Origin of the sequence: Candidatus Caldatribacterium saccharofermentans, from assembly GCF_050267035.1 — a bacterium.
Taxonomy (GTDB): domain Bacteria; phylum Atribacterota; class Atribacteria; order Atribacterales; family Caldatribacteriaceae; genus Caldatribacterium; species Caldatribacterium saccharofermentans.
The window spans coordinates 1418210-1432059 of sequence record NZ_CP187957.1 but is presented as its reverse complement, the minus strand read 5'-3'; the positions used below and the strand labels follow the sequence as shown (position 1 = coordinate 1432059).

Annotated in this window: 13 protein-coding genes; all 13 read right to left on the bottom strand. The window is 58.6% G+C overall.

Annotated features, from left to right (window positions below):
- Positions 1–7: 7 nt before the first annotated feature.
- The 13 genes from ACPT9Q_RS07255 to ACPT9Q_RS07195 are packed head-to-tail and all read right to left on the bottom strand — an operon-like array spanning position 8 to position 13806.
- On the bottom strand, positions 8–1507 hold the full coding sequence (locus tag ACPT9Q_RS07255) for an FGGY family carbohydrate kinase (RefSeq protein WP_427365414.1): 1500 nt from the start codon (positions 1505–1507) through the stop codon (positions 8–10).
- 12 nt (positions 1508–1519) lie between these two features.
- Complete coding sequence (locus ACPT9Q_RS07250) at positions 1520–2635, bottom strand: hypothetical protein (RefSeq protein WP_427365413.1); 1116 nt, start codon at positions 2633–2635, stop codon at positions 1520–1522.
- Entirely contained in the window at positions 2632–3675 is a 1044-nt protein-coding gene (gene mtnA / locus ACPT9Q_RS07245; protein WP_017873195.1) for an S-methyl-5-thioribose-1-phosphate isomerase, read from the bottom strand. Before mtnA ends, ACPT9Q_RS07250 begins: the two co-directional genes overlap by 4 nt.
- A gap of 15 nt (positions 3676–3690) precedes the next feature.
- Positions 3691–4146, bottom strand: coding sequence for a small multi-drug export protein (locus ACPT9Q_RS07240; protein ID WP_017873196.1), 456 nt, complete (start codon positions 4144–4146; stop codon positions 3691–3693).
- Positions 4143–4967, bottom strand: a complete 825-nt coding sequence (locus ACPT9Q_RS07235; protein ID WP_427365412.1) for a purine-nucleoside phosphorylase — start codon at positions 4965–4967, stop codon at positions 4143–4145. The genes ACPT9Q_RS07240 and ACPT9Q_RS07235 overlap by 4 nt, the downstream gene beginning before the upstream one ends.
- A gap of 14 nt (positions 4968–4981) precedes the next feature.
- Entirely contained in the window at positions 4982–5881 is a 900-nt protein-coding gene (xerD, locus tag ACPT9Q_RS07230) for a site-specific tyrosine recombinase XerD (RefSeq protein WP_017873198.1), read from the bottom strand.
- Positions 5868–6617, bottom strand: a complete 750-nt coding sequence (gene lgt / locus ACPT9Q_RS07225) for a prolipoprotein diacylglyceryl transferase (RefSeq protein ID WP_427365411.1) — start codon at positions 6615–6617, stop codon at positions 5868–5870. The genes xerD and lgt overlap by 14 nt, the downstream gene beginning before the upstream one ends.
- Positions 6617–8059 carry a DUF3048 domain-containing protein gene (locus tag ACPT9Q_RS07220; protein ID WP_427365410.1) on the bottom strand — a complete coding sequence of 481 codons (1443 nt, stop codon included), beginning with the start codon at positions 8057–8059 and terminating at the stop codon, positions 6617–6619. Before ACPT9Q_RS07220 ends, lgt begins: the two co-directional genes overlap by 1 nt.
- Before the next feature lies 1 nt (position 8060).
- Positions 8061–8477, bottom strand: coding sequence for an ExbD/TolR family protein (locus ACPT9Q_RS07215; protein WP_427365408.1), 417 nt, complete (start codon positions 8475–8477; stop codon positions 8061–8063).
- Positions 8443–9114, bottom strand: coding sequence for a MotA/TolQ/ExbB proton channel family protein (locus tag ACPT9Q_RS07210; protein ID WP_017873752.1), 672 nt, complete (start codon positions 9112–9114; stop codon positions 8443–8445). The genes ACPT9Q_RS07215 and ACPT9Q_RS07210 overlap by 35 nt, the downstream gene beginning before the upstream one ends.
- Before the next feature lie 4 nt (positions 9115–9118).
- Positions 9119–12751 carry a tetratricopeptide repeat protein gene (locus ACPT9Q_RS07205; RefSeq protein WP_427365409.1) on the bottom strand — a complete coding sequence of 1211 codons (3633 nt, stop codon included), beginning with the start codon at positions 12749–12751 and terminating at the stop codon, positions 9119–9121.
- A gap of 1 nt (position 12752) precedes the next feature.
- Entirely contained in the window at positions 12753–13169 is a 417-nt protein-coding gene (locus tag ACPT9Q_RS07200; RefSeq protein ID WP_427365408.1) for an ExbD/TolR family protein, read from the bottom strand.
- Positions 13135–13806, bottom strand: a complete 672-nt coding sequence (locus ACPT9Q_RS07195; RefSeq protein WP_017873752.1) for a MotA/TolQ/ExbB proton channel family protein — start codon at positions 13804–13806, stop codon at positions 13135–13137. The genes ACPT9Q_RS07200 and ACPT9Q_RS07195 overlap by 35 nt, the downstream gene beginning before the upstream one ends.
- Between the last annotated feature and the right edge of the window lie 44 nt (positions 13807–13850).

The window sequence follows — 13850 nt, the reverse complement described above, 5'->3', positions numbered from 1 at the left end:
CGGGGAATCACGCCCGGTAGTAGGCCTCAAGGCAAAGCGGAACCTTCACGTAACGCTCGTAGAGTTCGTCGTAGATGGCCCGCTCCGGAGAGGGTTCGAAAACCCTTGTGGTGTGGGTGATATTGCGTTTCGCCTCCTTGAGGTCTTTTGCGTACCCTGTCCCCACCATGGCAAAGAGTGCTGCTCCAAGAACCGTGGCTTCCTCACAGGAGGTGACCACTACCGGGAGATTCAGCACATCGGCGCGAAGGCGATTCCAGAGAACATTCCTCGACCCTCCACCCACAACGACCACACGCTGAGGACGGAACGCAAAGGCCTCCGAAAGCGCCTCAACAGCCTGCCGGAGCTGAAAAGCAAGCCCCTCAAAGGCAGCCCGGGCAACGTGGGCCCGCCCCGTGGTGAGCCCAAGCCCCAGGATGGTGCCCTTCGTGCTGTAGGGTTTCAGGGGTCCTGAGGGCATGAAGGCGGGGATGAAGAGCACCCCATCAGCTCCAGGGTCAACAGAGGCAGCCTCCTCCACAATACGCTCGTAGATATCGCTTGCGTCCTTGAGGTCGGCAAAGAAGTGCCTCCGGACCCACTCCACCACACCCCCGGCGATCATGAGCATCTGGGGATTCCAGAACCCTTCCTCCGCGTCAAGCTCAACGAGCATCCCTGTGGTGAAGGCAACCTCCGAATCCCGGTAGTAGGGAATCCGCAACGCGGCAATCTCCCAGGTACCCGAGCTCAGGATGAGCTCGTCGTCCTTCGCCAGGGAACCAACAAGGGCAAACTGGGTGTCGTGACCTGCAGAGGTCACCGGGGTACCCGCAGGGATACCGGTCTCTTCGCTGGCGATTTTCGTCACCGTTCCGATGATTTCACCGCTTTTCACCATCCGGGGGAAGAAGTCCGGAGTGAGGCCAGCAAGGGAAAGCAGCCGCTCCGACCACTGACGACTCCTGATATCCATCATCATGGTGGTGGAGGCTGAAGGGTAATCCATGGTCATTTCTCCGGTGAGCTTGAAGTTGAAGAGCCCGGGCATCATGAGGAAGTACCGGGCTTCATCGAGGGCTTCCGGGGCGTTTTCCCGAAGCCAGAGGAGCTTCAGAAGGGTGTTGAAAGGGATGACCTGGTACCCGGTAATCCGGAAAATCTCCCGGGCGTTCACAAGTTCCACGATTCTCCGTGCCCACTGCTCCGTTCGGGAACACTGCCAGGAAATCACCGGATAGGTAAGACTTCCGTCTGTTCTCACGGGGGCACCATCTGCCCCAAAGGTGGTCACCGAAACTGCCCGGATTTCCCGACCGGCCGATGCAATGACCTTCTGGGTCGCCTGACAGAGTTTCCCCCAGATCTCCTCGAGGTCCCAGACGAGATAGTGCACCGAGCCCTCCTGGTACTTGGGGGCGTTCTGGAAAGCGGCCATGGCGAGAATCTCTCCCTGGGGACTTATGGCCACCGCCCGGACGCTCGTTGCACCACAGTCCAGCACAAGGAAGTACTCTTTCACCATCCTCATCCCTCCTCAGACCAAAAACCGGAGAAAAGCCCCAATGCGCTGGATCTCTGAGAGTTTGGGATTTCCCGCGAACACGTACTTCACCTCTCCTCTCTGAAGCACCACCGCCTCGAGGACCTCCTCCACGATGTTCTCCACCCTCCTTCGTTCCCCGCCGCAGAGTTCACAGGAAGAAGGTGCAAGGGCCATGGTACCGCAGGATGGGCAAAGAAACCCCTCTTCTCGGTAACTCTCATCCACGACCACGGTCTGGCAGGCACCAAAAGAGGCCGCTCGAAGGACGTTGGCAAGACCAATGGTCGCTGAAGCTGCATTCCCCACCATGGTGAGTAAACGGTCAATCAGGGCATGGTCCTCCTCCTCAAGTACCATCCGCTCAAGGTGCAGGGCAACCCTGGAGATTTCCGCAAGACCGCTTTTGGGGTCAAGCGTCACCCGCCCTTTGAGTCGTTCCCGCAGGTACGAGGGGAGCACCCGCTCAAAGAGCGCGTAGTCCTCCTCCCGAAGACCCACGAAGAACACCTCGAAACGCCCTTTTCGGAAGTGCTCAAGGAGGATGTCAACGACATCCTGGAAGTGATGGAAAACTTTCTGCTCGATGCTCCGGGCAATACGGCGTTCCTCAAGGCCATACCATCCACCGGCCCGCACCCTCGAGGGAACATCGGAGAAGAAGGGCTCGTGTTCTTCGATTTCTCCCATAAAGATTTCAAAAAACCTCGCCTCCCGGCGGTCCACAGGGACAAGGAAAATCCGGCGGTACTCGTCAAAGAGGACTTCAAGGGGCCGGGTGTAGGGGGAAGGACCGTACACCACCGTGCACTTCCAGGGTCTGGGGAGCTCATACGCCTCGAAGAAATCGGTCGCAGCATCGACGAAGAGGGCAAGACCCTGCTTTGTGGGGGTAAAGTGGATGAGATAATGCGTCGCCTCACGAACGTTCCTTTGCAGGTCTTCCCGGTCCTCAAACTCACGGTACCGCTGCAGGAACTCCTCAAGGCGAGCCAGAGCCCTTTCCGGGAAACCCTCTCCGGTGGAACAGTACACCGAAAGCACCTTCCCCCGATCCGTCTGCCTTCCAGAGAGCGCAAGGAGCTCCCCCGAAGCCACGAAACGCTTCATGGACGCCTCCCCTCCTTCAGGCGCTCGAGCTTCTCCCCAAAGGGAGGATACACCACACCTTCCTCGGTCACCAAAGCGGTAACGAGTTCCGCCGGGGTCACATCGAATGCCGGGTTCCGGACGGCAACCTGCGGGGCCACGCGCACACCACCAAAGGAGAGCACTTCTTCCGCCCCCCGCTCCTCAATAGGGATATCCGCGCCGGACCTTGCTTTCGGGTCAACGCTTGAAAGCGGTGCCGCCACATAGAAGGGAATTCCGTGATGCCGGGCAAGGACTGCCACCGTATAAGTGCCGATTTTATTGGCTACATCACCATTCATGGCAATGCGGTCTGCCCCCACGATGACCTTGGTAATCACTCCCTGGGACATCAAAAATCCTGCCATGTTGTCGCAGATTAAAGTCACGGGGATCCCTGCTTTCTGGAGCTCAAAGGCGGTGAGCCGTGCTCCCTGCAAAAGCGGGCGGGTTTCATCGGCATACACCACAAGTCTTTTCCCTTCCCGGTGTACAGCCCAGAGAATCGCCCCAAGTGCTGTTCCCCACCCACCGCAGGCTAAGGGTCCTGTATTACAGTGGGTGAGGACCCGGTCACCGTCCTCGAGGAGTCCAGCCCCGAAACGGGCAATGCGCTCCGAAAGGAGGGCATTCTCCCGGTCTATGGTCTTTGCCTCCTCAACGAGGCGTTCCACAATGTCCTCCCAGTCTCCCTCACTCTCCCCAGGCAACCAGATGCGTTGCATCCGGTCCAGAGCCCAGAAAAGGTTCACCGCCGTAGGACGGGTTGCCCGAAGGTCTGCATCGACTTCACGCAGAAAAGCGAAAAAGTCGTCACTCTTCAGAGCCTCAAAAGCTCCAAGGCACACCCCGTACGCTGCCGCCACCCCAATGAGAGGGGCTCCCCGGATCCTCAGGGTCTTTATGGCTTCCACCACATCCCGGTAGTCCTCCGTCTCAATGTAGACCTCCTCGCGAGGAAGGCGGGTCTGATCCAGAAAACGGAGCGTCCTTCCCTTCCATTCAAGCGCCTGAAGCATCGTCATCTCCTTTCTCTACAGACCTTTCCCCAGAAATACCAGAAGCGTCACAAGGCCCGTGGCCAAAGCAGCCCCTCCGGCGACAAAAGGGAAGATTTCCCAGACACCGAAACCCACAAGAAATGCCGCAAGCGTCCCGGTCCAGACCCCCGTGAAGGGCAGGGGAACACCTACGAAAAGGAGGATTCCCCACCTCCCGTACTTTCTGTAGGCGGCAAAGCGACGCTGCGCGCGGGTGGCGTACCAGCTGAAGAGATGGTCAAACCAGGCAAAGGACTGGAAAAGACGGACAAGCTGAGGCAAAAGGCCCATCACGAGGAAAAAGGGAGCAAGGTTCACCACAAAGGCAAGGGGGGCAACGAAAGAGAGGGGGAGCTTCTCCACGAAAACTCCATAGGGGAGCGCTCCCCGAACCTCACTCACCGGAAGGAAGGCAAGAAGCGCCACCCGAAACACGCCCTGAAGGCTCACAGGGACATCCTCCGCACGAGTTCCCGGATGATAAGGGTGAGTTTGGGTTGCGCTTCGTTGGCCGCCTGCACCACTTCTTCAAAGCTCAGCGGCGCCACAACGCCCTCAATGGCCAGGTCTGTAATGCAGGAAATACCAAAGACCCGCAAACCGGCGTGTTTTGCCACAATGACCTCGGGAACTGTGGACATTCCCACCGCATCGGCCCCAATCCGGATGAGGAATCGGTACTCCGCCGGGGTCTCGAGACTCGGTCCGGGAAGGGCCACGTACACTCCCTGGTGCAGGTAGATACCGTGCTCGAGACCGATCTGAAGGGCAAGCTCCCGTAGCTCCGGATCGTACACCTGGGACATGTCCGGGAAACGAGGACCGAGTTCTGGGTCGTTGGGCCCCCGAAGAGGGTTATCGCCGAGGAGATTGATATGGTCGGTGATGACCATGAGGTCTCCCCGCCGCATGTTCCGGTTGAGCCCTCCGGCGGCATTGCTCACGATGAGCACTTTCACCCCCAGGCCTTTCATCACCCGCACCGGGAAGGTCACTTGCTGCAGCGTGTACCCCTCGTAGTAGTGGAACCGCCCCTGCATGACCACTACGGGTTTTTCCGAAAGTGTCCCAAGAATCAGATTCCCCTTGTGGGTCTCCACCGTGGAGATGGGGAAGTGGGGAATCTCTTCATACGGGATGACCCGGTCAATCTCCACCTCATCCACGAGTTTCCCAAGTCCTGTCCCCAGGATAATCCCGATTTGCGGAACGATGCGGGTCCGCTCGGTAATAAAGTGAACGCTCTCCTCAATGTGTCTGCGAAGCTCCATAGAACCACCTCCTGTCATTTTCGAGGGAATGCCCGTTCATACGATTCACAAAGAAACCTCCGGTCAACGTGGGTGTAAATCTGGGTGGTGGCGATGTCGCTGTGCCCCAGGAACTCCTGGACAACCCGGAGCTCTGCGCCCCCCTCAAGCAGATGTGTGGCAAAGGTATGCCGAAGAGTGTGAGGGGTGATACGCTTCGTGATTCCTGCCCGAAGGGCACAGCGCTTCACCATGTTCCAGACACTCTGTCGACTCAGGGGCCGCCCCGAAGGGCCGCTGACAAAAATATAGCGGCTTTTCCGGCCCTTGAGAAGGAACCTCCGGGGTCCGTGGAGGTAGGCAAGAAGTGCCTCCTTGGCCCGTTCCCCAAAGGGGACGATACGTTCCTTAAACCCCTTGCCCCAGAGCCTGAGCATTCTCTCCTCAAGGTCCACGTGCTGGAACTCTAAGAGCACCACCTCGCTCACCCTGAGGCCACTTGAGTACATGAGCTCAAGTATGGCCCGGTCTCGGATACCCGAAGGTTTCGTCAGGTCACAGGCAGCAATGAGCGCTTCCACCTCCTCAAGGGTAAGGACTTCCGGGAGATGCCTCCGGATGCGGGGAGTGTCAAGGAGCTGCGCCACGTTCTCCTTCACTATTTTTTCCCGCACCAGGAAACGAAAGAACGTCCGGAGGGCGGAAATGCGGCGGGCCAGCGAAGTCGCCTCAAGCCCTGCCTGAGACTCCTGCGCCACAAAAGCCTCAAGAACGTCAAGGGACACACTTTGCAGGTCCTCAATTCCCTGACGCTCAAGGAAACGAATGAAACTCGTAATATCCTGGCGATACGCAAGCACCGTGTTCTCCGCTGCCTGCTTCTCCCAGAAAAGGAAGTTGAGAAATGCCTCCAGGGTTTCCTCAAGCGACGACACGTCTCCGCAACACCCCCCTGAGCACCAGGGCAAAAAGAATAATCCCAAGGCAGGCTACCTGCCCCAGGGTGAACATTCCAAGAATCGTGAAGGGCTCATCCCGGAGGTACTCGATGAGAAACCGGGCCACACCGTAGAGGGAAAGGTAGTCCAGAAAGAGCTCCCCCCGGAAACGGCAACCCTTTTCAAGGCGAAGAAGGATCAGGAGAATCACGAGAGAATACCCAATGGCGTAGATTTGCGTGGGATAGCGAAACCCCTCAAGGTGAGGAAATCGAACTCCCAGGGGGAAAAAGGGAAAGGGGCACACCCGCCCAAAGCAGCACCCGTTGAGGAAACACCCCACCCGGGCAATGGCATATCCCAGCGCAAGAGGCGGGGCAAAAAGGTCGAAAAACGCCGCCAGGGGATAGCGCTTCAGGCGAAGGTAGGGAACGGTGAGGGCAATCGCTCCGAGAACTCCGCCGTAGAAGGTGAGCCCCCCCTCTCGGAAAGAGAAAATGTGTGAAGGAAATTGCCGGTAGTAATCCCAGTGGAGGATGACGTAGGCAAGCCTTGAACCCAGAACCGCCCCAATGATGCACAGCGAAGCCGCTTCAATCACCGCCTCAGGAGAAATACCGAAGCGCGGAGCTCGCCGGATGGCAAAGAGAATTCCCACAAAGAAAGCCAGACCCAGAAATACCCCGTAAGAGTACACCGGGAAGTTCCCGATCGTGAAGAGGATACGATGCATCAAAACACCACCTTTTCCTGAGAGTCAATCACCTCAACCCAGACTGGAAAAGATGCAATTCTCGCCTCCCGGCCGTCCTGGAGGTAGTACCGCGTCTTCTCCCTGAAGTTCTTCTTCTCCCACACAATAGGGACTGCCTTTCCCCGGAGGAACATCCACCCGGATCCCCGACCGACGAAACGAATCTCCACCCGGCCCTCGGCGTCCTTCACCTTGTGCTCAGCCACCTGGACGATAATCGTTCCACAGGCAATCTGGACTCCCGATTCCCCATCCCGGTGGGGCTCGCCGTTCACGGAACGGAGGTACACCTGCCGTTCCGGATCGTACGTGAACTGGACCCGGTAGTTCCGGTCGTACCGTATCTCGAGTTTTGTCGCCTCCTGTCCCTCGAGGTCCTCCCCCGGGGCCAAAAGGGCAAAGGTTGCGGCGCGGGCCGGCCGGCCAAGGCCCAGGCGCTGTACTTCCTCGAGAAGGCCGGGAAAAAGGGCGTAGAGATTGTGGGGAGGACGACGGTCCCGTACCCGCTCAAAGGGACGGAAGTTCTTCTGCTCATCGATGTGATCCACGGCAAGCTCCCGGAGATACGTGTAGGCCTCAACGCTTCCTCCGCTGTGCACGAGAATCGCATCGTGCTCGAAAGCTTTGAGGACGAAGTAGGGACGAGCACTCCGAACCGGACCCACCCGCCCTGCAGACTGGGGCTCAAAAACGGCGAGAAAGCGCGTGATGCCGCCCTCGGTGAGCATCTCATAGACCACGCTTGCCCGGCTCAGGCCATACTGGGGACGGGCTTGAGGAGTATTTTCAATGGCAAAGGCAAAAGGTCTCCGAACGTACGGAGACCGCCGCTCAAAAGTCCCTGCAGGGGGCACAAGCTCTCCCGTTGCCAGGGTTTCCCCAACCATCCCCTCACTCGTTGCCAGGCCTTGCTCGGCAAGGGAAGCCAGGAGGTTCGACGGCCCAGTTCTCTCAAGCATCCCCCGAAGGGTGGTTTCTGCCTCCGGGCCCTCCCACTGCATCCTCTCCTCCACCTGGAGTTCCTCTCCAGGGGTGAATACCCGCTCCCCTGAGGGAGCAGCCCGCTCAAAGACGCTCTCCGCCTGAGGGAGATCCACGGGGGGCTTGGGGATGCGAACCTGCTGCCGCTCTTGCTGCACTTTGGCAGCAAGTTCACTCTGTACCTGGGGCCTCAGGGATTCTTCTGACCTCACGTTCTCTGGGGGCTTCAGCTCTGCCCGGGGGAATTCCGCTTCAGGTGAGAGTGCCTGTGGAGCCTCTTTTGCAGGAAGCTCCATGAGTTCTACCACAATAGGCTTCTCCTCTTCTCTCGGAATCCGGAAAGAGAGCCAGAAGATGGATGCCACCGCTATGAGGGCGATGTTCACTCCCAGGGACACAAGGAGTGACCACGACCACACTTTCTTTTCGTTGAACACCACCCTACTTCTCCTCCCCTGGCTGGGTGGCAATGGCCATTCGCTCCACTCCAGCCCTTCTCAAAAGGTCCATGAGTTTCACCACTCTCCCGTGGAGCACCTCCCGGTCCGCCTCGATGACCACGACTGCATCGGGGTTTTTGCGAAGCTCCACCACAAAGAGGCGGGGGAGTTCCGTCCAGTCGGTGAGGCTCCCGTTGAGGTAGAGGGTATTCCCCTTGGTAAGGGTGACGGTGATGGTTTTCGCCTCTTCAATCCGGGAGAAATTCGCCGATGGGAGGTTCACCCGGGCCCCGGTCTCCACGCTCACGAAAGTGGTGGTGACGATGAAAAAGATGACAAGCTGCAGGATGACATCCACCAGGGGGGTGACGTTGACTTGGGGTTCAGCTCTCTTCTTCCATCGCCGGAACCGGAACATCGGCTTCCTTCTCCTTCAGGGCATACTCCCGGCTTTCAATGAGCTCCAGGACCTCACTGGAGACCCGCTCGATTTCCTGGACCAGGCCCTCGACAAGATGAGCGAGGTAGTGGTGCATGACGAGGGTGGGGATGGCCACAGACAGTCCTGCAGCAGTGGTGAGGAGGGCTTCGGAAATCCCTCCGGCCATCTCCGTGGGTTTCCCCACGCCCACAGCGGCGATAACGGCAAAGGTCCGGATCATCCCGGTCACCGTCCCCAAAAGCCCAAGGAGAGGGGAGATGTTGGCGATGACGACAAGGGTTGAAAGGCGCTTCTCAAGGAGTGGGAGCTCAAAAGAAGCGGCGGTCTCCATGGCCTCCCGGGCTTCCCGGGGAAGGCCCTTGAAGTACTTCCTGAGACCAGCGAGAATAATCCGGGAGGCGGGGTTGGGGGAACGGGAGGAGAGCTCGAGAATCCCCCGGAGGTCTTCCTGGGCAAGGGCTTTGCGGACAGCTCTCAGGTACTTGCGGATACGGTCTTTGAGGTGCCGCAGGACGTACCAGCGCTCGATGAAGACAGCCAGGGCAATGACCGAACAGGCCACGATGGGGTACATGACGTACCCACCTTTGGCGATGACGGAAAAGACCTGCATGGTGCTACCTCCTGTTTTCGGGTTCCTGCACCTCTTTGAGCACGGCAATCCGTTCCCGGGCCTTCACCACCCACTCGTCCTCCTTTGGGAACCCGCTAACCCGGGCGTACACTCTCTGGGCCTCCTCGAACTCCTCAAGGTACTCAAGGCACACCCCAAGCCAGTACCCTGCCCTGGTGAAGAACTCGCTCTCTTTGCTTGAGAACACTTCCCGGAAAAATGGAGCAGCCTCCGCAAAACGCTGCTCCTTCAAAAGCAGCGTCCCCGTGGCATACAGGAGGGGACAGAGGTCCTCAGAGGGTACGCCCTGCGCCCTGAAATTCTCAAGGATACGCTGGGCTTCTTCAGGATTGCCCTCTTCAAGGAGGATGCGCGAAAGGAGCCTGAGGAGTTCTCCTCTCCTTGGCCCCTGAGGGAAACGTTCAAGGTACATCCTGACAAAAGCCTTCGCCTCCTGCTTCTTTCCGGAAGCGAAGGCCGCCTGTGACGAGAGGACAAGAACGTTCTCCCCCCGGGGATGCTCCGGGTACAAGCTGAGGAACTCCTTGGCCTCCTTGAGGAACACTTCGTACTCCTCAAGCGCAGAGAGCCCCTCAAGGAGGAAAAGACGGACCTCCGCATCCCGCTCACCCTGACCCTTAAGCCGCTCAAGAATCGTCACGCTCTCCCGCACGTTCCCAAGGTGATATTGGGCCACCGCCACACGGAGCGCAATGGAAAAGTCCCTCCGTTGCTTCTCCTCAAGGAGGCTTGCCCACTGGATGACGTCGTTCCAGGCCTTCCCCTGGTAGGCGATATCCACAAGGTACAGGAGCGCTTCCTGGCGAAGTGTCCAGGGAGCGTCGAGAGACGCCTCAAGGTGGGTACGGGCCTCTTCGAAACGCCCAAGAAGGTAACAGACCTTTCCAAGGAGAAAGAGGACCTGTTTTCGTTCTTCTGGCAAAAGGTCGTTCCTTCCCGCAAGGGCCTCAAGGCGCTCCAGGGCTTCCTCGTAGAGGCCTTTTTCCATCACCTCCAGGACTCTCTGGAGTTCTTTCGCGGTAGGTCGGCCAAGGATGGCATCGGGATCCTCTCCCGCTTCCAGCAAAACTTCCCGAGCACTCTTTTCATCCCCCAGGCGTTCACAGGCTAAAGCCAGCAAAAGGGCGTATTCCTTTTCGAGCTTCCCCGTTCTTGATTTGAGTTCGCGAAGAGCCGACGCTACTTCCTCCCATCGCTTCCTCTTCCAGGACAATCTGGCCCACAGGCGGAGGAAATCTTCGGGGAAACGGTTCCTGATGGACTCTTTCCTCTCCTCAATCACCCCCACTGCATCTTCAACTTTCCCCGCTTCAAAAAGCACTGAGGCAAGCTTCAACACAGCCTCATCGGCGAATTTCCCCTGGGGGTATCTGGCAAGGTACTCCTGAAAGGCCTTTTCCGCACCATTCCAGTCCCGTTTCCGATAGAACGAATCGGCCACAAGAAACATTCCCTCCTCTCCCCCAAGACGGCCAAAGTGCTTCGCGGCTTCATCTTCAAGACCAAGGAAACGACAGGTGTACCCCAGCATCTCTACCGCCTTCTGGGTAAACTCGCCCTGAGGATAGCGGGCAAGGAAGGCCTCAAGAAAGGGTTTGACCTCATGCCATCTTTTCCCTTCATACAGCGCGAAAGCGCACCAGAACATTGCCCGCTCGAGGAACGGACTCTGGGGGAAACGAAGGAAGAACTGCTCAAACGCCCGCCGGGCTTCCTCAGTCCGCTTTTCTCTGGCCAGTGCCTCAATCCACAGCGCCTCCGCCTCTTCGATGAAGGTGGCATAGGGGTAGTCTCGAAGAATTTCTTCAAGAAGTGGCAGAGCGTCACCGTACCGGGAAAGGGAGAAGAGGGAAAGCGCCATGCCAAAAAGGGCCCGTCCTTTCTCCTCTTCCTCCGTGTACCGGGAGGCCTCCCGGTAGTGCTCAAAGGCTTTGAGCCACACCTTCTCCTCGGCGTAAATGTCCCCAAGAAGGAGGTGAGCCCTGCCCAGAGAAGGATTGTTCTGCAAGGCCTTTTCGAGCATCCGTTTCGCTTCGTCTCTCTCCCCCCACCCTAAAAGCTCAAAGCCCATTTCGTAGTACGACCAGGCCCGGTCCTCAGGGTGCGGAAGGGTGGCTGCCGCTTTCTCTCGCTCAGCAAGATAGGCCTCCCGCCTTCCCATCCGGTAGTAACACCGGGCCAGGTACTCATGGGCGTCAGAAAAGAGCGGACTCAACGACACCGCCTGCGCAAAATACGGCACCGCCTCCTCATACCGGGCCTCCTCGTAGTGCCGGTACCCCTCTTCAAAGGCGCGGACCGCTTCGCGACCGTGCTGCTGTTCTCTTCTCACCCGCTCCAGGAATCGCCGACCCTGACTGTGCAGGGGGTCAAGCTCAAGGAGCTTCTCCCAGGCCCTCCGTGAGCCCTCAAGGTCCCCCACCTCGTACAGGGCACGACCCAGCCAGTAGTACGCCTCTTTCATGGAAGGATTCCACCGGGTGGCCTCAGCAAAGTACGTGGCCGCCTGATGGAAATTCCCCAGAGCGAAACTCTGGTACCCCTGCACATAGGCTTCATAGGCCTCTTTGCCAAAAATCCGGGCCTTTTCGGCAAGCTGGGCAAAGTACCGGGCTTCTCTGAGGTCTGGGGAAAGGCTCAAGGCCTTCTCAAAAAGGGACTTTGCCTCCTCCAGGTTCCCCCGCTCATACCAGATTTTCCCCCAAAGGAGGTACGCCTCAGCCCACGAGGGAGCGAGTTCCGCCGCCCGCTCCGCATACCTCAGGGCCTCATCGAGCCGCTTTTCAAGGAGGTAGAAAGACGCAAGGCGGAAGTACGCCTGGGCCACCGGGAGGGTAGAGGTCCCGTAGGCGTCGCTGAGCCTTGCGAGGTACTCCTCCCAGGTTTCGATTTCTTTCGCCCACCACCTCGTTACCCGGTACATGCAGGCGAGGTAATAGTACGCCTCGGGGTACTCTGGCACCTTCTGTATGGTCTCTCGGGCAAGGGCAAAGGCTTTCTGCCAGAGAGGTAAATCAGGGTACTGGTTCTTCCCGTATTTCCGGATGGCTTCATCCATCACCACGACACCCTCATAGAGGGGGAGGAGATCCTCCAGGGCTACCGGAAGCGGTAGAGAAGAAGCAAGGGAAATGCCGAGCTCCTGACCAAGGTGCTCAAGAACGTACGCCGCGAAATCTTCTAACTTCCCCCACTCAAAGACCGCACTCGGGATGTCCAGAGACGCCCCATCCTGAACCCGGACAAGGCGCGGGCTCACCACCAGCCGTTCCCTGCCCCCGAGGACCCGGAAGCGGAATGCTCCAGAAAGGACATGAGTGCACTGCATTTTCCGCCCCAGGGTCTGGGCGGTGAGCGGAACAAGAAGGGCATCCCAAGAAAGCTGGGATTCCCGCACCAGGTTATCCCCCAAAACCACATCGTGCACTTCCACATATCGTTCAAGCTCGCGCTTCACAAGGTCCCGGAGGAGGTACCCCAGATAGGCCTTCTCCCCATCCCGGGGGACAAAGGGAAAGAGCGCCACACGAATGCCGTCTTTTGCGAGGGCAAAAGACACAAGAAGAAGCAGCATGAGTACGAAAACCGTACTCCCCACCTTCACCCGGATACCCACCCTACTTCTCCTCCCCTGGCTGGGTGGCAATGGCCATTCGCTCCACTCCAGCCCTTCTCAAAAGGTCCATGAGTTTCACCACTCTCCCGTGGAGCACCTCCCGGTCCGCCTCGATGACCACGACTGCATCGGGGTTTTTGCGAAGCTCCACCACAAAGAGGCGGGGGAGTTCCGTCCAGTCGGTGAGGCTCCCGTTGAGGTAGAGGGTATTCCCCTTGGTAAGGGTGACGGTGATGGTTTTCGCCTCTTCAATCCGGGAGAAATTCGCCGATGGGAGGTTCACCCGGGCCCCGGTCTCCACGCTCACGAAAGTGGTGGTGACGATGAAAAAGATGACAAGCTGCAGGATGACATCCACCAGGGGGGTGACGTTGACTTGGGGTTCAGCTCTCTTCTTCCATCGCCGGAACCGGAACATCGGCTTCCTTCTCCTTCAGGGCATACTCCCGGCTTTCAATGAGCTCCAGGACCTCACTGGAGACCCGCTCGATTTCCTGGACCAGGCCCTCGACAAGATGAGCGAGGTAGTGGTGCATGACGAGGGTGGGGATGGCCACAGACAGTCCTGCAGCAGTGGTGAGGAGGGCTTCGGAAATCCCTCCGGCCATCTCCGTGGGTTTCCCCACGCCCACAGCGGCGATAACGGCAAAGGTCCGGATCATCCCGGTCACCGTCCCCAAAAGCCCAAGGAGAGGGGAGATGTTGGCGATGACGACAAGGGTTGAAAGGCGCTTCTCAAGGAGTGGGAGCTCAAAAGAAGCGGCGGTCTCCATGGCCTCCCGGGCTTCCCGGGGAAGGCCCTTGAAGTACTTCCTGAGACCAGCGAGAATAATCCGGGAGGCGGGGTTGGGGGAACGGGAGGAGAGCTCGAGAATCCCCCGGAGGTCTTCCTGGGCAAGGGCTTTGCGGACAGCTCTCAGGTACTTGCGGATACGGTCTTTGAGGTGCCGCAGGACGTACCAGCGCTCGATGAAGACAGCCAGGGCAATGACCGAACAGGCCACGATGGGGTACATGACGTACCCACCTTTGGCGATGACGGAAAAGACCTGCATGGTGCTACCTCCTGTGTGAGAGAATATCCCGGACTTCCGGGAAA